20 protein-coding genes and 2 tRNA genes are annotated in these 19,950 nt (G+C 63.6%); 15 read left to right on the top strand and 7 right to left on the bottom strand.

Annotated features, from left to right (window positions below; genetic code table 11):
* Window positions 1-26 precede the first annotated feature (26 nt).
* Complete coding sequence (locus RE4_RS28495) at window positions 27-488, top strand: MarR family winged helix-turn-helix transcriptional regulator (protein ID WP_003946187.1); 462 nt, start codon at window positions 27-29, stop codon at window positions 486-488.
* Here RE4_RS28495 and RE4_RS28490 read toward each other — a convergent pair.
* The 4 genes from RE4_RS28490 to RE4_RS28475 are packed head-to-tail and all read right to left on the bottom strand — an operon-like array spanning window position 485 to window position 3,550.
* Window positions 485-1,291, bottom strand: a complete 807-nt coding sequence (locus RE4_RS28490) for an SCO1664 family protein (protein WP_003946172.1) — start codon at window positions 1,289-1,291, stop codon at window positions 485-487. The two genes, RE4_RS28495 and RE4_RS28490, sit on opposite strands and share 4 nt — an antisense overlap.
* Before the next feature lie 4 nt (window positions 1,292-1,295).
* On the bottom strand, window positions 1,296-1,895 hold the full coding sequence (locus tag RE4_RS28485; protein WP_019748537.1) for a DUF3090 domain-containing protein: 600 nt from the start codon (window positions 1,893-1,895) through the stop codon (window positions 1,296-1,298).
* A 55-nt stretch (window positions 1,896-1,950) separates the two neighbouring features.
* Entirely contained in the window at window positions 1,951-2,646 is a 696-nt protein-coding gene (locus tag RE4_RS28480; RefSeq protein WP_019748538.1) for a histidine phosphatase family protein, read from the bottom strand.
* Window positions 2,647-2,704: 58 nt separating this feature from the next.
* Complete coding sequence (locus RE4_RS28475; protein ID WP_019748539.1) at window positions 2,705-3,550, bottom strand: undecaprenyl-diphosphate phosphatase; 846 nt, start codon at window positions 3,548-3,550, stop codon at window positions 2,705-2,707.
* 228 nt (window positions 3,551-3,778) lie between these two features.
* On the opposite strand from RE4_RS28475, the gene RE4_RS28470 reads away from it, so the two are divergent.
* From RE4_RS28470 to RE4_RS28450, 5 genes are all read left to right on the top strand, one after another.
* Window positions 3,779-4,714 carry an aldo/keto reductase gene (locus RE4_RS28470; protein ID WP_060939790.1) on the top strand — a complete coding sequence of 312 codons (936 nt, stop codon included), beginning with the start codon at window positions 3,779-3,781 and terminating at the stop codon, window positions 4,712-4,714.
* A 92-nt stretch (window positions 4,715-4,806) separates the two neighbouring features.
* Window positions 4,807-5,493: a biliverdin-producing heme oxygenase gene (locus tag RE4_RS28465; RefSeq protein WP_003946162.1), complete on the top strand. Its 687-nt coding sequence runs from the start codon at window positions 4,807-4,809 to the stop codon at window positions 5,491-5,493.
* Window positions 5,490-6,497 (top strand): heme/hemin ABC transporter substrate-binding protein, encoded by a 1,008-nt coding sequence (locus RE4_RS28460; RefSeq protein ID WP_019748542.1) that lies wholly within the window; start codon window positions 5,490-5,492, stop codon window positions 6,495-6,497. The genes RE4_RS28465 and RE4_RS28460 overlap by 4 nt, the downstream gene beginning before the upstream one ends.
* Before the next feature lie 63 nt (window positions 6,498-6,560).
* Window positions 6,561-7,658, top strand: a complete 1,098-nt coding sequence (locus tag RE4_RS28455) for a FecCD family ABC transporter permease (RefSeq protein WP_060939789.1) — start codon at window positions 6,561-6,563, stop codon at window positions 7,656-7,658.
* Entirely contained in the window at window positions 7,655-8,518 is an 864-nt protein-coding gene (locus tag RE4_RS28450) for a heme ABC transporter ATP-binding protein (protein WP_020969682.1), read from the top strand. Before RE4_RS28455 ends, RE4_RS28450 begins: the two co-directional genes overlap by 4 nt.
* Here RE4_RS28450 and RE4_RS28445 read toward each other — a convergent pair.
* Window positions 8,499-8,921 carry a hypothetical protein gene (locus tag RE4_RS28445; protein ID WP_060939788.1) on the bottom strand — a complete coding sequence of 141 codons (423 nt, stop codon included), beginning with the start codon at window positions 8,919-8,921 and terminating at the stop codon, window positions 8,499-8,501. The genes RE4_RS28450 and RE4_RS28445 overlap by 20 nt on opposite strands.
* Window positions 8,922-9,104: 183 nt before the next feature.
* On the opposite strand from RE4_RS28445, the gene RE4_RS28440 reads away from it, so the two are divergent.
* From RE4_RS28440 to RE4_RS28430, 3 genes are all read left to right on the top strand, one after another.
* Window positions 9,105-10,130 carry an NHL repeat-containing protein gene (locus tag RE4_RS28440; RefSeq protein WP_019748546.1) on the top strand — a complete coding sequence of 342 codons (1,026 nt, stop codon included), beginning with the start codon at window positions 9,105-9,107 and terminating at the stop codon, window positions 10,128-10,130.
* The gene (locus RE4_RS28435) at window positions 10,130-10,378 is read left to right on the top strand and encodes a DUF5703 family protein (RefSeq protein ID WP_003946171.1); all 249 of its coding nucleotides are present in this window, start codon (window positions 10,130-10,132) and stop codon (window positions 10,376-10,378) included. Before RE4_RS28440 ends, RE4_RS28435 begins: the two co-directional genes overlap by 1 nt.
* A 75-nt stretch (window positions 10,379-10,453) precedes the next feature.
* Entirely contained in the window at window positions 10,454-11,524 is a 1,071-nt protein-coding gene (locus tag RE4_RS28430) for a quinone-dependent dihydroorotate dehydrogenase (RefSeq protein WP_020907828.1), read from the top strand.
* Window positions 11,525-11,582: 58 nt separating this feature from the next.
* Here the strand turns inward: RE4_RS28430 and RE4_RS28425 are convergent, their stop codons facing one another.
* Both RE4_RS28425 and RE4_RS28420 read right to left on the bottom strand, forming a co-directional pair.
* On the bottom strand, window positions 11,583-12,119 hold the full coding sequence (locus RE4_RS28425) for a YbhB/YbcL family Raf kinase inhibitor-like protein (RefSeq protein ID WP_029255410.1): 537 nt from the start codon (window positions 12,117-12,119) through the stop codon (window positions 11,583-11,585).
* A gap of 65 nt (window positions 12,120-12,184) precedes the next feature.
* Complete coding sequence (locus RE4_RS28420; protein WP_003946170.1) at window positions 12,185-13,537, bottom strand: M20/M25/M40 family metallo-hydrolase; 1,353 nt, start codon at window positions 13,535-13,537, stop codon at window positions 12,185-12,187.
* Window positions 13,538-13,655: 118 nt separating this feature from the next.
* On the opposite strand from RE4_RS28420, the gene RE4_RS28415 reads away from it, so the two are divergent.
* From RE4_RS28415 to RE4_RS28390, 6 genes are all read left to right on the top strand, one after another.
* Window positions 13,656-13,741 (top strand) — tRNA-Leu (locus RE4_RS28415).
* 162 nt (window positions 13,742-13,903) lie between these two features.
* Window positions 13,904-13,989: transfer RNA gene (locus RE4_RS28410), tRNA-Leu, on the top strand.
* Window positions 13,990-14,097: 108 nt separating this feature from the next.
* Entirely contained in the window at window positions 14,098-15,639 is a 1,542-nt protein-coding gene (locus RE4_RS28405) for an SDR family NAD(P)-dependent oxidoreductase (RefSeq protein ID WP_238077155.1), read from the top strand.
* Window positions 15,640-15,796: 157 nt separating this feature from the next.
* A complete protein-coding gene (locus tag RE4_RS28400) occupies window positions 15,797-16,228 on the top strand; it encodes a universal stress protein (RefSeq protein ID WP_020723653.1) in 432 nt (143 codons plus the stop codon).
* A gap of 44 nt (window positions 16,229-16,272) precedes the next feature.
* Window positions 16,273-17,523: a saccharopine dehydrogenase family protein gene (locus RE4_RS28395; protein ID WP_060939787.1), complete on the top strand. Its 1,251-nt coding sequence runs from the start codon at window positions 16,273-16,275 to the stop codon at window positions 17,521-17,523.
* A gap of 152 nt (window positions 17,524-17,675) precedes the next feature.
* Window positions 17,676-19,859, top strand: coding sequence for a malate synthase G (locus RE4_RS28390; RefSeq protein WP_060939786.1), 2,184 nt, complete (start codon window positions 17,676-17,678; stop codon window positions 19,857-19,859).
* Window positions 19,860-19,950: the final 91 nt, after the last annotated feature.

Here is a 19,950-nt window from a genome sequence, read left to right as displayed (position 1 = left end):
AGTAATTGCAAACGGAAGGCAAAAACATGAGCAGCGACGGCCTGGACGACTGGCCAACCGGCCGGCTGTTGTCCACCGCTGCGCGCCTGGTAGAGCACTCGTGGGAGAAGGTTCTGCGGTCTCAGGACATGACGCACGCGGGCCTGATCGTGCTCCACTCGATCGCCGGTGGGGCGGCATCTCAACGCGACATCGCGAAGAACGCCCGCGTCACCGATCAGACGATGAGCCGCACGATCGACCGTCTCGAACGAGCGGGTTACGTCACGCGTGACACCGATCCGCGGGACGAGCGCCGGCGCGTGATCGCGATAACCGACGCCGGAAGACTGACGTACGAGCGACTACTGACGCTCGAGAAGGAAGATGCGGCGTTGACCGTCGGCGTCGGGGACGTCGCCGCGCTGCGCGAACAACTACTGCGATTGGTTCGCTCACCCGGATTGAAGACGGCAACTCGCGAACAGCAGGAAACGTCTCGAGACTAGAAAGCCGGCCAGGGAATCGTTCGATGGCCGTTCGGTTCGGGCATTACCGCGGACTCGGCGAACTGCATCGCCCGGACCGCCAAGGCCACGATTTCCTCTTCGGTGATCAGTTCGGACAACTCGTCCCCGAGATCTCCATCGAGAGTTGTCGCGAATTCGGCGACGTCGGCGATCAAAGCACCGGGTACGGGCTGCCCCGCCCACCCCCACAACACGGTCCGCAGCTTGTTCTCCGAGTGAAGACAGATTCCGTGATCAACGCCGTACACCGAGCCGTCGACGCCTTCGAGGGCGTGACCACCTTTGCGGTCGGCGTTGTTGATGAGGACGTCCAGAACGGCCATTCGCTGCAGCCGTGGATCGTCCGCATGGATCAGAGAGACTGGTTCACCCTCCGAGTCGAAGGCCTGCAGGACCTCGAACCACCCTGGCGGAACATTGCCCGGACTGCACAGGTCGACCATCTCGAGTCCGCCGGATCCATCCGCGCGGCGATCGACGGTGTCAATCCAACGCTGCACCATGCCTGGCCCGAAAGGGCCGTCCCGCAACACTGTTCGCGGAATCACTCCCCAGCCCAGCGCCTCGGACACGCGGTACGACGCAACCTCACGCCCGGCCAGAGTGCCGTCCGGGAAATCCCACAGTGGGCGTTCACCCCGCACCGGTTTGTAGACCACACGGGTGGACTGCTCCCCCAGAGTCGACTCGCACACCAGCGTGGCGTTGCTTGCCGTGGTGATCTGGCCGATCAGGGTCAGATCACCCTCGAGCAGAACGTCCGGCACACCAGGTTCGGACACGATGTCAGACCTCGTCGTCGTCTGCGTCGTCGATCGCAAAACCGAAGGACTCGCCGCGCCGGTATCCGTTGGTGCGGATGCACACGTGCCCCTCGGGCGCCAGCGGCTCACCACACAGAGGGCATGGCGCGCGTCCCGCCGCGATGACGCGTTCGGACCGCAGCGAGAATTCGCGCGCTTGTTCCGGGGTCAGGAACACACGGACCGCGTCCGGACCGTCGTCGGCGTCGTCGAGGACAACCGATTCGTCGAACTCCGTCTCGCTGACGGCAAGCAACTCCACGACGACCGCACCGGCATCGGCGTCCCAACCGAGCCCCATCGTGCCGACCCGGAACTCCGCGTCGAGCGGTGTGACCAGCGGGCTGAGATCGGAGACATCGTCGGCCTGCGGCGGAACCTCGGTTCCGAAGCGTCGATGTACCTCTTCGAGGAGAAGGCCCATGCGATCGGCGAGAACCTGAACCTGCTGCTTCTCGAGCAGCACACTCACCACCCGTGAATCGTGCACGGCTTGGAGATAGAAAGACCTGTCACCGGGCTCGCCCACCGTTCCTGCGACAAATCGGTCAGGAGTGCGAAATACGTGAATCGCGCGCGACATTGCACCTCCTCGAGTTCGAGCAGAACATCACTGAATACCCATTATCCGTCACAGCTCACGCACCGACCTCTCCGCCGGGTACGGACTCCTGCGCGGGAGCCGAACCGTTGGTCGCGGTCTTCGCTGCACTGATCGCTGCGAGCACGTCTCCGGTGTCGTTGACTCGAAGAACGAACGGCAGTGTGGCCGTGTAGCGAATCACGCTGACCGAGGCCGGCTCGGCGACGATCCGCTGGAACGAGTCGAGGTGCATCGCAAACGCGTCGGCGAGAACCGATTTGATGACGTCACCGTGTGTGCAGGCGATCCAGACGACGTCCTTGCCGTGTTCTTCGGCCAGCCGTGCATCGTGCTCTCGGATCGCGGCAACGGCTCGCGCCTGTACCTGGGCCAGCCCTTCACCGCCGGGAAAGACCGCACCGGAAGCATGGCGCTGCACCACTTTCCAGAGCGGTTCTTCCAAGAGTTCCTTCAGCGGGCGACCCGTCCAGTCGCCGTAATCGACCTCGATCAGGCGATCCTCGACCACCGGCGTCAGACCACGGTCGACGGCAATGGGGCCGACCGTCTGCTCGCACCGCAACAGCGGCGAGCGGACGATCTCCGCGATGTCCAGACCGACCAGCCGATCGACGACGCCTTCGGCCTGTTTCCGGCCGTGGTCGTCGAGTTCCACACCCGGCGTTCGACCGGCCAGGGTATGGGCAGTGTTGGACGTCGACCGCCCGTGCCGCAGTAGGACAACTGTCATTCCACAACCCTAATGGGGCGGTGGCCGCACGGACGGGTGGTCGACGTCGAAACGGGCTCTATGTCGCGGACACGACCCCTGTGGCCAGCAGCGCAAGGACGACTACGCCGAGAGCGATTCTGTATCCCACGAACCAGTACATGGAGTGATCGACAACAAATCGAAGCAGCCAGGCGATCGCTGCGTAACCGACCGCGAAGGCGATGACGGTTGCCACCAGCAACTGCGGACCGCTCGCGTTCAGACCCTCACCGGCCGGCTCGAAGGCATCCGGGAGGCTGAACAAACCGGAGGCGAGAACCGCCGGGATCGCCAGCAGGAACGAGTAACGAGCTGCGGCCTCACGGGTGAGTCCGAGGAAAAGACCGGCACTGATCGTGCCACCCGAACGTGAGACACCCGGGATGAGCGCTAGCGCCTGAGCCGAACCCATGATGATGCCGTCGCGCGCTGTGAGCGATTCGATCGGGCGCGTCTTGCGTCCGTAGTACTCGGCAGCGGCGATGACGAGCGCGAACACGATCAACATCGTGGCAATCAGCCACAGATTGCGTGCGCCGGTACGGATCTGGTCTTTGAACAGAAACCCGAGGATGCCGACCGGAATGGTACCGATGATGACGTACCAGCCCATCCGGTAATCGAGATCGCCCCGGTGCTCGGCATTGAACACACCCCGGAACCAGGCAGTGATGATCCTCACGATGTCGCGCGCGAAGTAGATCAACACAGCCAGTTCGGTGCCGAGCTGCGTCACCGCGGTGAACGACGCACCGGCGTCACTGCCGAAGAATATCTCCGACACGATTCGCAAATGTCCGGAAGACGAGATGGGCAGGAACTCGGTCAATCCCTGCACGAGGCCCAGGATCACGGCCTGGAGCCAGGTCATCGCTTCGCCCATCACTCACCGATCCCGGCTGATTCGAATGGGGTTACTGCACACAGGTTTCGTGTGTCGGGTTCACGTTTCACCGGCGCCACGCTACCGGGGCCCACGGCGCCGCGCCGCGCCCGGCACGTCCGTGTCCGAATACCCCGACTCGAGGCGAGCGCCTACTAGTCTGCACGTGGTGAGATCTCTCGGGTGCCGCACTTGCGCACACGAGTCGGGCGCGAGATGCAGGCGGTTATGAAGCACAGATCTGTCGGAACGAGCGGACTTCGGGTCTCGCGACTTGGGCTCGGCACACTGACATGGGGACGCGACACGGACGGCGACGAGGCTGCGGCGCAGCTGCTCGCCTTCGCCGAGGCCGGCGGAACCTTGGTCGACACCTCGCCCGCATACGGCGCCGGTGCGGCGCAACGGATCCTCGCCGAGTTGCTCGACGACGTCGTTCCACGTGACGAACTCATCATCAGCTCGAGCGCCGGCATCGATCCCACTCCGATCGGCACCAACCGCGTCGACTGCTCGCGGCGCGGATTGCTCCGCCAGCTCGACGCGACTCTTCGTGAACTCGGAACCGACTTCCTCGACATGTGGCAGGTCGCAACCTGGGATCCGCTCACGCCCGTCGACGAGGTTGCAGCAACCCTCGACTACGCGGTCTCGAGCGGCAAGGTGCGGTATGTGGGCGTGCGCGGCTACCTCGGCTGGCAGCTCGCGACGGCCGTCGGAGCCGGTGGCGCAACAACACTCGCCGCGACGCAGGCCGAGTACTCGTTGCTCGCGCGCGGCGTCGAGGAAGAATTGTTCGCAGCGGCGGCCCACCACGGCGTCGGAGTGTTCGCCGCAGTACCCCTCGCGGGCGGTGTTCTGACCGGAAAGTACCGCGACGGCATTCCCGTCGATTCCCGCGGCGCCGACGAAGCACATTCGCAGGATGTGCAGAGTTATCTGACCGATTCCTCGATCCGGGTGGTCGACGCAGTCGTTACCGCCGCCGACGGTCTGGGTACTTCCCCACTGGCGGTGGCACTGGCCTGGGCGCGCGATCGCGCCGGGGTGGCCAGCGCCGTCGTCGGCACGCGGGATCTCGCCCAGTTGACAGGAGTACTGGCAACCGAAGAATTGGAACTTCCGAAAGCGATTGCCGCGGCTCTCGACGATGTGAGCGCTTGATCTGTCCCGCTGATCGAAATACCGAAGGTATCGTGTTGGCGAGGGCAGGCTAACCTAGTAGGCAACGCTTGACTACAGCCTCAGGAGAATCAATGACCACGCTCGACGTAGACAGCCTTTCCGCAGACGCAGGCCCCGCCTTCTCCGAACGAATCAAGACCGAGACGGACGCAGCGCACCGCGAGACGGAGCAGTCCCGATTCGTAGGCGCGCTTCTCGGCGGTGAGCTGACCACGGCTGGCTACGCCGCTCTTCTGGGACAGACGTACCTCGTCTACACGAGCCTCGAAGAGGCCGGCCGCACACACGCCGACAACGAGTTGGTCGCTCCGTTCCTGTCCGAGGATCTGTTGCGGGTGGCTTCGCTCGAAGCCGATCTCGAGTTCCTCGGCGGACCGAACTGGCGCGACGAACTCGTGGCCTTGCCGGCAACCGAGCGTTACATCGCCCGCCTGAAGGAAGTGGCGTTCGACTGGCCCGCCGGCTTCGTCGCACATCACTACCTGCGATACATGGGTGACCTCTCGGGCGGACAGATCATCCGCCGGATGCTCGAGCGCGCCTACGGATTCGAGACCGACGGACTTCGCTTCTACATCTTCGAAGGCATCCCCAAGCCGAAGCCTTTCAAGGACGACTACCGCTCGAATCTGGATGCGCTGCAGATTCCGGCCGAAGAACAGCAGCGTTTCATCGACGAGGTGAATCTGGCGTACCGCCTCAACGGTGACCTGTTCGCCGACCTCGAAGGCGACATCGAGAGCTACCTCGTCAAATGATGAAGCGCTTGGCCGCGGCGGCACTGGTCGCAGCAGCCGGTTTCGGTCTGGTGGCTTGCGGATCCAGCGACAACTCCACGACATCTCAGGGTGCCCGGACCGCAGTACTCGAAGATTCCAGCCCGGTTCCCGTGTCCGACAACCCGACCGCAACGCTGCCCGTGACGGTGAAGAGCTTCGACGGCGTCGACGTGACCATCACCGACAACAGCCGGATCGTTGCGGCCGACCGCTACGGGACGCTCGCAACGACAACGGTGGCGCTCGGCCTCGGTGACAACCTTGTCGGCCGCGACACCGCAGCCAAGTTCCCCGCGGTCGCGGACGTACCGGTTGTCACGGTCGGCGGCCAATCGCTCAATACCGAAGCCATCCTCGATTTGAATCCCACCGTGGTTCTCACTGACACGAGCATCGGGCCCAAGAGCGTCCAGGATCAGTTGCGCGCCGCCGGTGTTCCCGTGGTGTTCTTCGACCCGACCCGAACCCTCGAAGGTGTGCCGGGGCAGATCCAAGCAGTCGCCGACGCGCTCGGCGTTCCGGCCCAGGGCGCAGCGCTGATCGATCGAACCGAATCGGAGATCGCTGCTGCGCGCGATCTGGTTCCCAACGACGGCGATCCACTGAAGATCGCGTTCCTCTACATGCGCGGATCGGCCATCACCATGATCGGCGGTGAAGGTTCGGGTGCCGATTCCTTGATCGAGGCCCTCGGCGCCACAGATGCGGGTACCGCCTCGGGCATCACACAACAGTTCGTACCCATCACCAGCGAAGCGCTCATCGCCGCAGCGCCTGACGCCCTGCTGATGATGACGGACGGATTGGCATCGATCGGCGGAATCGACGGCCTCGAAAAGGTCCCTGGCATCGCTCAGACGCCGGCCGGAAAGAACAAACGAGTAGTCGACATGGAGGACGGTGTCCTGCTCAGCTTCGGGCCGAACACCGGACGCGTCATGGCGGCACTCGCCGAAGCGATCTACGAGCCCGGTGGATCGTGAGCAAAGATTTGTGAGTGCTGATTCGTGAGTACAGAAACAGGTAGTTCCGAAGCAGGTAAGTCTGTGTCCGCAGCCGAGGATTCAAATGACGTCGGGGGCGCCGACAAGTCGGCGTCTGGCCCCGCGTCGCGGTCGCGGGTGAGTGCGGTACTGGTCAGCTTGACTCTCGCCCTGGTGATCGTCGCAGTGCTGTCGGCGTGCATCGGTCAAGTTCCGACATCGCCTCTCGAGGTTTTGGGCAGCATCCTGCACCGCATCGGGCTCGATCTCGGTCCGATGCCCGCCCATCCCAGCGGTGAAGTGACTTTGTGGGAGGTTCGTTTCCCCCGCGTCGTGCTCGCCATCTGTGTCGGCGCGGCGTTGGGATGTTCCGGTGCGCTCCTGCAGGGTGTGTTCTCCAATCCACTCGCGGAGCCCGGGGTGATCGGAGTGTCCGCGGGCGCTGCAGTTGGCGCGAGCGCTGTCATCGTCGTCGGCGGCACGTTCGTGGCCGGCTGGGCCGTTGCTGCGGCAGCGTTCGTCGCCGGGCTGTTCACCACCGCGGCGGTCTACCTGCTTGCGCGCCACGAAGGCCGAACCGAAGTAGTGACATTGGTGCTGACCGGCGTCGCGATCAATGCGTTCGCCGGCGGACTCATCGCGTTCTTCACCTTCGTCGCCAGCCCGTCCGCTCGCGATCAGATCGTGTTCTGGCAACTCGGCTCACTCAACGGAGCGTCGTGGAATGCCGTCATGATCGTGGCGCCGATGACCGTTGTCGGAATTGCCGCGACGGTCATGATCGCTCCGCGTCTGGACCTTCTCGCACTCGGTGAACATGCAGCTCGTCACCTGGGTGTCAACGTCGAACGGCTGCGCCAGTTCGCGGTTCTGATCGTCGCTCTCCTGGTCTCGGCGAGTGTTGCCTTCACCGGCATCATCCTCTTCGTCGGACTGATCGTTCCGCACCTGATGCGCATTCTTGTCGGCCCCGGCCACCGCGCGCTGATTCCGGCGAGCGCCCTTGCCGGCGCACTGGTTCTGCTTGTCGCAGATCTCGGCTCGCGGTCGCTGATCGACAACGCAGACCTGCCCCTCGGAATGCTGACCGCTCTGGTTGGCGGCCCCTTCTTCTTCTGGCTTCTCCGACGAACACGCGCGCAACAGGGCGGGTGGGCATGAGCAGCCTCGTAAGAAACTGGCGCGAACTGTTCGGCCGCGTCACCCCCGAACCGGAAAGCCCTGGCGTCGGTGATGTCACCCTCGAAGCGCGCGACATCACCGTCGAACGCGGTGGTCGACACATTCTCGAAGGCGTATCCATCGAAGTCCGGGCAGGCGAGCTCGTCGTCCTCGTCGGACCGAACGGCGCCGGTAAGTCGACTCTTCTTGCGGCGTTGGCCGGTGATCAGCCCGTCATCGCTGGGCGGGTGGACGTCGAAGGCACTGACCTCACTCAGTGGTCGCCGATCGACATGGCGCGCCGACGCGCGGTTCTCCCCCAGAAACACACGATCGGATTTTCGTTCAGCGCTCGCCAGGTCGTTCGCATGGGACGTGCGCCATGGGCCGGAACGCGCCGAGAAGACCGCGACGGCGCTGCTATCACCGCGGCGATGAAGACCTGCGATGTCGAGGGGTTCGCCAATCGGCCATTCGCCGTGCTGTCCGGTGGCGAGCAGGCGCGGGTCGCTCTTGCCCGGGTACTGGCACAGGAAACGTCGACCATCCTGCTGGACGAGCCGACTGCAGCACTCGATCTCGGACACCAGGAAGCGGTGATGTCCGTGGCGCGCGCTCGCGCTGCGGACGGCGATGCCGTCGTCGTCGTGTTGCACGATCTCGCGTTGGCAGCGGCGTATGCCGACCGAATCGTCGTACTCGAGAATGGACGCATCGCCGCCGACGGTCCCCCGGAATCGGTGCTACACGAAGAGCTTCTGACCCGCGTCTACGGTTATCCGGTCGAGGTGTTCCCGCATCCGACAACCGGAGCAACGCTGGTTATCCCGCGCCGAGAATTCACCGAACAGAATCGATGATCGATCCCAGCCTGTTCAGGACTGCTCTCACCGTCGGCAGGCTGCGTCCCTCGCCCTGACGAACGCCGTCACCGACGTCCGGATGTGACCAATCAGTCTCGGTCGAGAGAACTGCGTCGCGCACCACACCGGCGATGCTTCGCTCGTCGGTCAGATCGATGTCGGTGACCGATCGCTCCGCCGTGGCGACAACGTCCGAAGGGGTCGGCACACTGTGCTCGCAGTATTCGCCGTATACCTCGACGAACAGCACGCTCTTGCGTACGCGGAACGCGAAAGTTCGACCGTCGGACCTGCCGAAACCGTGTGCATGAGCGCCGACGGTGAGGTCCTCGATCTCGAAGTCCGGCCGCGCCGGTTCGGGCGGCTGTGCGCCGGAATCGGTGGGTTCTGTGGGAATCACAATGATCTCCTCGGTGATTGCAGCGTCAACCGCAACCGCTGTTCGTACGGTATCGCGTCAAGGGTGTGAGCGGAATGGTCGGTAGTTCCTCGACGCGATGAACGGCGCCCGACTGCGATCAGGGATGATCGATGACAGTCGCACTGCGTGAAGAACAGATGACAAGAAAAAGAGGAACTACACATGGCTCGCCTAGGGATCCGCACCACTGCAGCAGCAATGGGGGCGGCGGTTCTGCTGGTCACAGGATGTTCTTCCGGAGATGGCGGAGACGACCTCATCACGATCGATCCCGCTACGGCAGCGGTCTCACCGGCCACCACCAGCACCCCGGACGGCGTGGTTCACCCGTATTCAGGTCTGATCGATTCCATCACATTCGACCCGATCACGCGCAGCGCTGTTCTGGTTGCCAACGACCCACGATCGGTGCTGGTCGTTCCTTCGGACAGTTTGGCCGGCGCCGACCCCGCCTCCGCAGGTCGTCCGATAGCTCTGGATTCAGACGTACGCGACGTTTCGATCGGCTCCGACGGTAGCGCTCTGCTGGCGATGGATCGCCAGGTAGTGAAGCTGAATCTGACATCGGGCGAACAGACGTCCATACCGGTCGACGGCCAGGCGAACTCCGCGGTCGAGCTGACCGACGGCCGCATCGCGATCGGCACGGACAATGGTTCAGTTCACATCGTCGACCCGAAGACCGATCAGTCACAGACGGTTTCGGGGTTTGCATCCGTCGACGAACTTGCGGTTACCGGCGACAACCTGAGCGCCCTCGATCACCGTCAGACCTCGCTGACGGCGATCAATCTCGAAGACGGCAAACTCGGCGTCGCTCTTCGCGCCGGTGAGGGCGCAACTCATCTGGCCACCGATCGCTTCGGACGCATCCTTGTCACCGACACCACCGGCAACGAACTGCTCGTCTTCACTGCCGATCCGCTCCTGATGCACCAGCGCTACCCCGTCGGCGAATCGCCTTACGCCGTCGCCTACGACGAGACCGCGGATCGGGTGTGGGTGACACTGACGGCGACCAACGAAGTGGTCGGCTTCGATCTGTCGTCCGGCATCCCCGTGGAGACCGGACGGTTCAAGACGGTGCGACAGCCGAATTCGTTGGCCGTAGACTCTTCCAACGGCAATCTGATCGTCGGATCGGCAACCGGTGACGGGCTGCAGGTCATCCCGTCACGGGAGAACTGATGGAAAAGCGTACGCGCGGGATCCCCGCGCAGTGGGAGACGTCGGACGACAAGTTCGACTACGTGCCGCTCCGGCTACCGCCGAACGTTTCGCGGGTCACGGCGTCGATGCGCCTGGCGATCTCCGCCGAGTTCGGCGGGTGGGAACTCTCCCGAGTCCGTCTCTACCCCGACGGCAGCCGTCGTGTGCTCCTCAAGCGAAAGAAGACGCCGCTGCACGTGACCGATCCGGACGGCATTCAGCACTGATCGTTCAACAGACGACCAGAACCCGCCGCTATCGAAACCGCTGACAAAATCACACCATCGAAGAGCTGGAGAATCGTGTACCAACTGCTGCTGAGCCTGATGTTCCGAGTCCCACCGGAACGCATCCACCACATTGCCTTCACCGCGATGAAACTGGTGACACGGTTCGCTCCCCTTCGCTGGCTGGTCGCAAAAGTCCTTGTCGTCGACGACCCGGTTCTGCGCAGTCAGGCTTTCGGTCTGACGTTCCCGGCACCTCTCGGCCTGGCCGCAGGATTCGACAAGGACGCCACCGGAGTCGACGCCTGGGGCCCGTTGGGCTTCGGTTTCGCCGAGGTCGGAACAGTGACAGCCCAAGCTCAGCCCGGTAACCCCGCGCCACGTCTCTTCCGACTTCCGGCCGACCGCGCTCTGATCAACCGAATGGGCTTCAACAACCACGGCGCTGGTCACGCGGCGAATTTCCTGCGACAGCGCCGCGTCACGGTGCCGATCGGTGCCAACATCGGCAAGACCAAGATCGTCGAAGCTGTCGACGCCGCTGCCGACTACACGGCCAGCGCCCAGCTTCTGGGTCCGCTGGCCGACTTCATGGTCGTGAATGTCAGCTCGCCGAACACACCCGGACTCCGTGATCTGCAGGCCGTCGAATCTCTGCGCCCGATCCTGCAGGCCGTGCTCGACACCGTCAGCGTGCCGGTACTGGTGAAGATCGCGCCCGATCTCTCGGACGAGGACGTCGACGCTGTCGCCGATCTGGCAGTCGAACTCGGGCTTGCCGGAATCGTCGCGACCAACACCACGATCCGCCGCGACGGTTTGAAGACCCCGGATGCCGAGGTAGCTGCACTCGGCGCTGGCGGGCTGTCCGGTGCACCGGTGGCCGACCGCTCGCTCGAGGTGCTCCGGCGCCTGTACGCCCGAGTCGGCGACAAGATGACCATCATCTCGGTCGGCGGTATCGAGACAGCCGACCAGGCGTGGGAGCGCATCCTCGCCGGCGCGACGCTGGTGCAGGGGTACACCGGCTTCATCTACGGCGGACCGTTCTGGGCTCGCAGCATCCACAAGGGCATAGCCAAGCGGGTCCGCGCAGCCGGCTTCTCGTCGATCGCCCAGGCAGTGGGAGCTGAAAATCCTCGCTAGAAACTGCTGTGCGCCTTTATTAACCGCCCGCGGTTAATAAAGGCGCACAGCAAAGTGATTACTCGACCTCGAACGTCCCGGTCAGGGTTGCACGCGCGATCGCGTGATGGAACACGTTGAAACCGAGGAACGCCGGCGACGAGTCAGGGGTGACTCCGTCGAGCGTCTCCACGTCGAGGGCATGCACCGCCACGATGTAGCGATGCGGACCGTGCCCGGGAGGCGGGCCTGCGCCGATGAAACCGAACCCGCCACCGTCGTGGCGGAGGGTGACGGTTCCGGCGGGCAGGACATCGCTGTCCGCCGCGCCGGCACCGGCCGGGAGTTGGGTGACGGAAGCGGGGATGTTCGCCACGGCCCAGTGCCAGAATCCTGACGCCGTCGGTGCGTCCGGATCGAACACCGTCACCACGAAGCTCTTCGTCTCGGCCGGAAAGCCGGACCACGAGAGCTGCGGTGAGATGTCTTCGCCACCGGGAACACCGAAAGCTCCACTGGCCTGAGCAAGCTTCAGCGGCTGGCCCGCAGTGATGTCGTCACTGGTCAGCTCGAAACTCGGCAACTTCGGCAATGGTTCGTACGGATCGTGCGCCATGCGAATCCTTTCTGTGACAAGAGAGCTCGATGTGCGTCGAGCTCACGGATCTATCTACGTGCTCGTCAGGAATTGAGCAGGAAATGTTCCAGAACACGTGTCCCGAACAGTAGTGCGTCCACCGGAACTCGCTCGTCGACGCCGTGGAACAGCGCACTGAAATCGAGCTCGGGCGGCAACTGCAAAGGTGCGAAGCCGAAGCAGCGAATGCCCAGTTTCGCGAATGCCTTCGCGTCGGTTCCGCCGGAGAGCATGTACGGAACTGTGCGAGCCTCCGGATCGTGGGCGAGGATCGCCTCGTTCATGGCGTCGACGAGGTGGCCGTCGAACGTTGTTTCGTACGAATCCAGCTTGGTGATCCACTCGCGGGTCACGTCGGGGCCGATCAGCTGGTCCACCGTGCGCTCGAATTCGGCCTGACGTCCCGGCAGCACGCGGCAGTCGAAGACTGCCTCGGCAGTCTGCGGAATGACGTTCGCCTTGTATCCAGCCTTGAGCATCGTCGGGTTCGCCGTGTCACGGAACGTCGCCCCGATGATGTTGGCGATCGTCCCCAACTTCGCGAGAGTCCCGTCGATGTCAGGTGATCCCGGATCGAAGTCCAATCCGGTCTCTTCGCCGACGGCGGTGAGGAACTCGGCAACCGAATCCGAGATCACGATCGGGAACTGATGAGCAGCGAGTCTCGAGACCGCGCCGGCGAGTGTCGCGACTGCGTTGTCGTCGTGGAGGAAGGAGCCGTGCCCGGCGCGTCCCTTGGCCGTCAGACGCATCCAACCGAGGCCCTTTTCCGCAGTCTCCACGAGGTAGAGCCGCCGGTCGGTTCCGTCCGGCCGCGGAACCGTCAGCGAGAAACCGCCCACCTCACCGACGGCTTCGGTCACTCCCTCGAACAGATCCGGGCGGTGCTCGACCAGCCACTGGCATCCGTACTTTCCGCCAGCTTCCTCGTCCGCCACGAAGGCGAACACCAGATCACGCGGCGGTACGACGCCTTCCGCCTTGAACTGCCTGGCGAGGGCCAGGATCATCCCGACCATGTCCTTCATGTCCACGGCGCCGCGCCCCCAGACGTAACCGTCCTGGACGGTGCCGGCAAAGGGATGGACGCTCCAGTCGGCGGGCTCGGCCGGAACGACGTCGAGGTGACCGTGAAGCATCAATGCACCTCGACCCGACTCAGCTCCCTTCAAGCGAGCAAAGACGTTCCCGCGGCCGGGCGCACCGGACTCGACGTATTCCGTCTCGTAGCCGACTTCTTGAAGCTGCGCGGCAACCCACTCCGCGCACGCACGCTCACCCTTGGTGGTTTCGAGTTCTCCCGTGTTCGAGGTGTCGAAGCGGATGAGAGAACTGACCAGTTCGACTACTTCTGCTTCGGCTCTGCTCGGATTCGGATTATTCGGGGTTGTGGTCATTCCACTTTCCTACCATCGAATCAAACGACGCGGGCGACCGGAATGCCCCGCAACCTGGCGATTTGGGGCAGCTGACCTAATCGGATACTCTTTCCCAGCACCGAGAAATCGGGGCCGAGTCCGAGTGGCGGAATGGCAGACGCGCTAGCTTGAGGTGCTAGTGTCCTATTAACGGACGTGGGGGTTCAAGTCCCCCCTCGGACACTCGAATACAGCAAAAAGACCCCAGCCTGATCAGGTTGGGGTCTTTTTGCTGTGCGCCTTTATTAACCCCCGGCGGTTAATAAAGGCGCACAGCAGTGGGGCGATTTGGGACCTGGCGATGGCATCGGATACTCTTTCCCAGCACCGAGAAATCGGGGCCGAGTCCGAGTGGCGGAATGGCAGACGCGCTAGCTTGAGGTGCTAGTGTCCTATTAACGGACGTGGGGGTTCAAGTCCCCCCTCGGACACTCTGTGTTGAGACAGACAGGAAAAGCTCCGGTTCATCGAACCGGAGCTTTTCTCGTAATTGGCGAAGTTCCCGCACCAGGGAACAGTCCGCGCGAGCGGCGATCGAGATGGAACAGAAGTTCGAAGTGGATACAGACACCAAGAAGTCGGATGCACTGCAGGCAGATTCGCTGGAAACAGCCGATTCAGAATCTGCTCGAGCCGAACTCACCGGCCTCGACCCCGCAGAACTCGAAATCTGCCTGAAGGTCCTTTCCGAAGCCGCCGAACTCGACGACGAGCATCCCGATTCGATCACCATGCAGCGCGCTGTCGGCCATCTGTTCAAGCGACTCAAGAAGAAGCGCCGCCTCGCCTCGCGCGCAGCCGTCAACGAAGCGGACCGCCAAGTAGTCGCCGCGACTGCCACAGGTTCACCCGATCGCATCGACGACGAGACCGCAGGCATTCCGATCAAGTCGAACACCGCCGGCGCTTCCGCCGGCACGCTCATCAAGGCGCGACCGTGCTACATCTGCAAGCAGCGCTACACCGCAGTCGACGCCTTCTACCACCAACTGTGCCCCGAGTGCGCTGCCACCAGCCGCAGCAAACGTGATGCGAGCACTGATCTCACCGGCCGACGCGCACTTCTGACCGGCGGCCGCGCGAAGATCGGTATGTACATCGCGCTGCGCCTGCTGCGTGACGGCGCACATCTGACCATCACGACGCGATTCCCCAACGACGCGATCCGCCGATTCAAGGCGATGGAAGACAGCAACGACTGGATTCACCGTCTGCGCATCGTCGGCATCGACCTCCGCGACCCCGCCCAGGTTGTTGCACTCGCGGATTCCGTTGCCGCACAGGGTCCGCTCGACATCCTGATCAACAACGCCGCACAAACTGTTCGACGCTCCCCCGGTGCTTACGGCGCCTTGGTCGACGCCGAGTCCGGTGCCCTTCCCGCCGGTGAACTGCCTGATGTCCTGACCTTCGGCAAGACGAGCGACGCTCACCCCGCGGCTCTGGCCGGATCGCTGTCGGACGTCGCAAGCATCACCTCCGGAAATCTGTCCGCCGACGCGGTCAGTTCACTCGCACTCGTCGCCAAGTCGGCTTCACCCGATCGCATCGAGCAAGGCATCGCCATCGACGCCGGCGGGCTGCTGCCGGACCTCGCGCACACCAACAGTTGGGTCCAGACCGTCGAGGAAGTCGATCCGATCGAGCTTCTCGAAGTCCAGCTCTGCAACTCGGTAGCGCCATTCATCCTCGTTTCACGCCTGCGCCCGTCGATGGCCGCGGCAACTGCGCGACGCAAGTACGTCGTGAATGTCTCCGCCATGGAAGGCCAGTTCAGCCGCGCATACAAGGGCCCTGGCCACCCGCACACCAACATGGCCAAGGCAGCACTGAACATGCTGACCCGCACCAGCTCCAAGGAAATGCTCGACGACGGCATCCTCATGACCGCCGTCGACACCGGCTGGATCACCGACGAACGCCCGCACTTCACCAAGATGCGGTTGGCCGACGAAGGTTTCCACGCACCACTCGACCTCGTCGACGGTGCAGCCCGCGTCTACGACCCCATCGTTCAGGGCGAACTGGGTATCGACCTGCACGGCTGCTTCCTCAAGGATTACAAACCCTCGCCGTGGTGATGGGCGACACCCCGCAGTGGTGACAGGCAGCACCTAGGCGCCCCGATGTGGCGATCTCGTCACCGCCAAACCCCCGTGTCGAGTAGCTCAATTCAGGTAGGGCACAGCATTGCAGGCGATAATGGACGGCGAACCTGCTCACCGACTCGGAGGAACCATGACGATCGCCGTCGTACACAAGGACAGCCCGGAAGGCCGCGCCGCAATCGTGGCCGCCGCACGGGAATCCGTGGGTCGAAGCGAGGAACTGCTGGTTCTGCACGTCCTGGACGATGTCAACATCGGGGACACGGCCGACACCGGAGACACCGAGGACGATCGGGCCGCTCTTCGCGGCGAGATTCAGTCAGCGCTCGACGCCGGTGGATTCTCGGAGACGAAGTGGGATCTGCGCACCACCGAGCACGACGGCGATCCGGTGACCGCGCTCGTGAACCTGGTCCACGGCGCGGGTGTCGATCTCCTGATCGTCGGAACACGCCGGATGTCCCCCATCGGCAAGTTCCTCCTCGAACGCCCGCTGCAGCGTCTCCTGCTCGAAGTGGAGGCTCCGATCCTCGTCGTCAAGGAACCCCTCCCCGCTGAGTGACCTCGGTCACATCACTTTCGAGTGCGCGTTTGTAGGCTGGCTCCATGACTGGAACCTCGCCCGCCCGAGAACTCGACATCATCGTCTACGGAGCGAGCGGCTTCGTCGGAAAGCTACTCGCCGACTACCTCGTCAAACATGCTCCCGAAGGCACGAAAATCGGCCTCGGTGGCCGCTCCCTCGAGAAGTTGGCAGCCACTCGCGCCGATCTGGGTACCGCCGCGGCCGATCTCCCCCTGATCATCGCCGACGCCGACGACGCCACCGCATTGAAGGCGCTCGCGCAGCGAACTCGAGTCGTCGCCACCACGGTCGGCCCGTACGCCAAGTACGGTCATACCCTTGTTCACGAATGCGCCTCCGCCGGAACTCATTACGTCGACCTCACCGGTGAGGTGCTGTTCCACCGCGAGAGCATCGACGCCAACCATGAGCTGGCGGTCTCGACCGGCGCAAAGATCGTCCATTCCTGCGGATTCGATTCCATCCCTTCCGATCTCGGAGTTCACGTCCTCCACGAGAAGGTCACTGCCGACGGCGCCGGTGAGCTCACCGACACAACGCTGATGGTCACGGCACTGCGCGGCGGCGTGAGCGGCGGCACGATCGATTCTCTTCGCAATCAGATCGACGTGTCGAAAGACGATGCGCGCCTAAGGAAACTCGCTGCCTCGCCGTATTCACTGAGCCCCGATCGTGACCGGGAGCCGGACCTCGGACGACAGAGCGACGTGAGCGTGGTCGACGGCAAGAAGATCGATCCGTCGCTGAAGGGTTGGAAGGCACCGTTCGTGATGGCGTCGTACAACACACGAGTCGTCCGTCGCAGCAATGCGCTCCGAGAGTGGGCGTACGGCAAGAAGTTCAAGTACAGCGAGGTGATGAGCGTCGGCTCCTCGGTGGTGTCACCGGTAATCGCGGGCGGTGTCGCAGTCGGCCTCGGCGCGCTGGTCGCCGGACTCGCTCTACCTCCGACGCGTTTCCTTCTCGACAAGGTATTGCCTGCACCCGGCGAGGGCCCGAGCGAGAGCACCCAGAAGAAGGGGCACTTCACGCTCGATGTGTTCACCACGACCACGACCGGCGCTCGATACACCTCACGAGTGAAGGCGAAGGGCGACCCGGGATACAGCGCGACGGCGGTAATGCTCGGCGAATCTGCGTTGTCATTGGCGAAGGACCACAAGGATCTCCCCCCGGCCACCGGCGTTCTGACTCCAGCGACAGCGCTCGGCGACGTCCTGGTCGAGCGTCTACGCGCGGCTGGTTTCGAGATTTCCGCGCGCAAACTCTAGACAGAACGAATTTCACTTGATCGTTTCAGCTCTTCGCGCCCGATTATCGCAGCTCAGGGCGCGGACAGCGGTGGGAATACTCCCAGGTAACATTGATGTTGGTTCATGGCATCCATATGTGGTGCTCCGCTTTCGGAAAAGTGAGGCTATTCATGACTGAGCGCGTTCAGGTCGGCAGTCTTCAGGTTGCCAAGGTTCTCTACGACTTCGTGGTCGAGGAGGCTCTTCCCGGCACCGGTGTAGACGCCGAGACGTTCTGGGCCGGCGCCGACAAGGTCATCACCGAGCTCGCACCGAAGAACCGCGATTTGCTTGCCAAGCGTGACGATCTGCAGGCTCAGATCGATCAGTGGCATCGCGATCATGCCGGCGCTCCCATCGACGCTGCCGCATACAAGGCGTTCCTGCAGGAGATCGGCTACCTCTTGCCGACGCCTGCCGAGTTCTCGGTCACCACCGCGAACGTCGACACTGAGATCACCTCGACGGCCGGCCCGCAGTTGGTCGTGCCGATCCTCAACGCGCGCTTCGCTCTCAACGCGTCCAACGCCCGCTGGGGTTCGTTGTACGACGCGCTGTACGGCACCAACGCCATCTCGGAGGAGAACGGCGCCGAGAAGGGTTCCGGCTACAACAAGGTCCGAGGCGACAAGGTCATCGCCTGGGCGCGTGAATTCCTCGACGCGGCAGCACCTCTCGCGTCGGGGTCGCATGCAGATTCGACCGAGTACGTGATCGACGGCAGCGAACTGAAGATCACGTTGGCAGACGGTACGGTCACCACCCTCGCCCAGCCGGAGAAGTTCGTCGGCTACCTCGGCGAGAAGGACGCACCGACGAGCATCCTGCTGCTCAACAACGGATTGCACGCCGAGATCCAGATCGACGCGTCCTCCCCGATCGGCAGCACCGACGCCGCCGGTGTCGAGGACGTCGTTCTCGAATCGGCCGTCACCACGATCATGGACTTCGAGGACTCGGTCGCCGCTGTCGACGCCGACGACAAGGTTGTCGGTTACCGGAACTGGTTGGGCCTCAATCGCGGTGATCTGTCCGAGGAGATCAAGAAGGGCGCCAAGTCCTTCACTCGTACGCTCAACGGCGACCGTAAGTACACCGCCGTCGACGGCAGCGAACTCAGCCTGCACGGTCGTTCGCTCCTGTTCGTCCGCAACGTCGGTCACCTCATGACCAATCCCGCGATCCTCGATGCCGACGGCAACGAGGTCCCCGAGGGCATTCTCGACGCTTTGATCACCAGCACCTGTGCAGTGCACGGCCTCTCGATCAGTGACGCCAACGGCCCGCTCGACAACAGCCGCACCGGCTCGATCTACATCGTCAAGCCCAAGCAGCACGGCCCCGAGGAAGTTGCCTTCACCACCGAACTGTTCGGCCGCGTCGAGCAGGTCCTCGGGCTTCCCGAGAACACGCTCAAGGTCGGCATCATGGACGAGGAGCGTCGCACGACAGTCAACCTCGCTGCCTGCATCAAGGAAGCCGTCGACCGCGTCGTGTTCATCAACACCGGCTTCCTCGACCGCACCGGCGACGAGATCCACACCTCCATGGAAGCCGGCGCGATGGTGCGCAAGGCCGAGATGAAGAAGCAGAAGTGGATCGGTGCGTACGAGGACTGGAACGTCGACACCGGACTGGCCTGCGGCCTGCAGGGCAAGGCGCAGATCGGCAAGGGCATGTGGGCCATGACCGAGCTGATGGCAGACATGCTCGAGCAGAAGATCGGCCACCCCAAGGCCGGCGCCAACACCGCGTGGGTTCCTTCGCCGACCGGCGCAACGCTGCACGCGACGCACTACCACCGCGTCGACGTGTTCGCTGTTCAGGACAGCCTGAAGGGCAAGCCGCGTGCGAGCGTCGACGACATCCTGACCATCCCGCTCGCTCCCAGCACCGACTGGACGGACGCGGAGAAGAAGGAAGAGCTCGACAACAACTGCCAGTCCATCCTCGGCTACGTCGTCCGCTGGATCGACGCGGGTGTCGGCTGCTCCAAGGTTCCCGACATCCACGATGTCGCGCTCATGGAGGACCGCGCCACCCTGCGCATCTCGAGCCAGCTGCTCGCCAACTGGCTGCGTCACGGCATCGTCAGCGAGAGCGACGTTGTCAGTGCACTCGAGCGCATGGCCCCGGTTGTCGACCGTCAGAACGAGGGCGACGCCGAGTACCGCAACATGGCACCTGATTTCGATTCCAACATCGCGTTCCAGGCTGCCAAGGAACTCATCCTCGAAGGCGCGAAGCAGCCCAGCGGATACACGGAGCCGATCCTGCATCGCCGCCGCCGCGAGTACAAGGCTGCCAACGCCTGATTTCACCTTCTTCGAACTCGAAGCTGAACCCGAACAGCCTCGGCACCGCTACCGGTGTCGAGGCTGTTCGCGTAGGCCCCGAAGATTCGTC

The sequence above is a fragment of the Rhodococcus erythropolis NBRC 15567 genome (genome assembly GCF_001552595.1).
GTDB lineage: Bacteria > Actinomycetota > Actinomycetes > Mycobacteriales > Mycobacteriaceae > Rhodococcus_F > Rhodococcus_F erythropolis.
Note: the sequence above shows the minus strand (reverse complement) of the source record. Positions and strands in the feature narration are given on the sequence as shown.

What these genes read in the sequence shown, in the direction of transcription:
- RE4_RS28495 (WP_003946187.1), top strand. Translation starts at nt 27, where the DNA reads ATGAGCAGCGACGGCCTGGACGACTGGCCAACCGGCCGGCTGTTGTCC.
- RE4_RS28485 (WP_019748537.1), bottom strand. Translation starts at nt 1,895, where the DNA reads ATGTCGCGCGCGATTCACGTATTTCGCACTCCTGACCGATTTGTCGCA.
- RE4_RS28480 (WP_019748538.1), bottom strand. Translation starts at nt 2,646, where the DNA reads ATGACAGTTGTCCTACTGCGGCACGGGCGGTCGACGTCCAACACTGCC.
- RE4_RS28475 (WP_019748539.1), bottom strand. Translation starts at nt 3,550, where the DNA reads ATGGGCGAAGCGATGACCTGGCTCCAGGCCGTGATCCTGGGCCTCGTG.
- RE4_RS28470 (WP_060939790.1), top strand. Translation starts at nt 3,779, where the DNA reads ATGAAGCACAGATCTGTCGGAACGAGCGGACTTCGGGTCTCGCGACTT.
- RE4_RS28465 (WP_003946162.1), top strand. Translation starts at nt 4,807, where the DNA reads ATGACCACGCTCGACGTAGACAGCCTTTCCGCAGACGCAGGCCCCGCC.
- RE4_RS28460 (WP_019748542.1), top strand. Translation starts at nt 5,490, where the DNA reads ATGATGAAGCGCTTGGCCGCGGCGGCACTGGTCGCAGCAGCCGGTTTC.
- RE4_RS28450 (WP_020969682.1), top strand. Translation starts at nt 7,655, where the DNA reads ATGAGCAGCCTCGTAAGAAACTGGCGCGAACTGTTCGGCCGCGTCACC.
- RE4_RS28440 (WP_019748546.1), top strand. Translation starts at nt 9,105, where the DNA reads ATGGCTCGCCTAGGGATCCGCACCACTGCAGCAGCAATGGGGGCGGCG.
- RE4_RS28435 (WP_003946171.1), top strand. Translation starts at nt 10,130, where the DNA reads ATGGAAAAGCGTACGCGCGGGATCCCCGCGCAGTGGGAGACGTCGGAC.
- RE4_RS28425 (WP_029255410.1), bottom strand. Translation starts at nt 12,119, where the DNA reads ATGGCGCACGATCCGTACGAACCATTGCCGAAGTTGCCGAGTTTCGAG.
- RE4_RS28420 (WP_003946170.1), bottom strand. Translation starts at nt 13,537, where the DNA reads ATGACCACAACCCCGAATAATCCGAATCCGAGCAGAGCCGAAGCAGAA.
- RE4_RS28405 (WP_238077155.1), top strand. Translation starts at nt 14,098, where the DNA reads ATGGAACAGAAGTTCGAAGTGGATACAGACACCAAGAAGTCGGATGCA.
- RE4_RS28400 (WP_020723653.1), top strand. Translation starts at nt 15,797, where the DNA reads ATGACGATCGCCGTCGTACACAAGGACAGCCCGGAAGGCCGCGCCGCA.
- RE4_RS28395 (WP_060939787.1), top strand. Translation starts at nt 16,273, where the DNA reads ATGACTGGAACCTCGCCCGCCCGAGAACTCGACATCATCGTCTACGGA.
- RE4_RS28390 (WP_060939786.1), top strand. Translation starts at nt 17,676, where the DNA reads ATGACTGAGCGCGTTCAGGTCGGCAGTCTTCAGGTTGCCAAGGTTCTC.